The 554-nt window shown below is 46.8% G+C and carries 2 protein-coding genes; both read left to right on the forward strand.

The window, feature by feature from the left end:
* Window positions 1–7 precede the first annotated feature (7 nt).
* Window positions 8–118, forward strand: a complete 111-nt coding sequence (locus tag ACS8FD_RS23550; protein WP_439277633.1) for a DUF2256 domain-containing protein — start codon at window positions 8–10, stop codon at window positions 116–118.
* A gap of 40 nt (window positions 119–158) precedes the next feature.
* The coding region (locus tag ACS8FD_RS23555; RefSeq protein WP_439277632.1) for a class I SAM-dependent methyltransferase at window positions 159–554 on the forward strand (396 nt) is incomplete at its 3' end.

Consider the following 554-nt stretch of genomic DNA (forward strand, 5'->3'; position numbering starts at 1 on the left):
GCAAAAGATATGCCCTGTCTGCCAGCGTCCTTTTACATGGCGCAAAAAGTGGGAGAAGGATTGGGATAATGTGATTTATTGTTCCGAACGATGCCGGCGGAGTAAAAAGGGCGAGTAAGATACAAAGATGTTCATATTTTAATTATAAAGGAATCATCATGACCTCGAAGCCGACCTCTAAGCTCAGCAGTCTCAAAAACGTCTATAATAATAAAGTCTTGCCTGTCCTAATCGACAAAGCCTGTGCATTAGATGTTGTGAGCGAGCAAAGAGCGCTTGTCGTCCCAAAAGCCCACGGCATCGTGCTAGAAGTCGGTGTTGGCAGTGGGCTAAATGCTGAGTTTTACAACCCTCAAACCGTCAAAGAAGTGATAGGCGTCGATCCGCATCTGCATCCATTGGCAGCAGAACGCTTTACTAGCGCAGGTATCGACTTTATCTTGCAGCCGTTGTCCGCTGAGACGCTGCCCCTTGAAGATAATAGCGTTGACAGTGTCGTCATGACGTTTACGCTACGCTCTATTCCTAATCCTATCCCAACGCTAACTGAGATG

The organism is Psychrobacter sp. 1U2 (assembly GCF_051847575.1).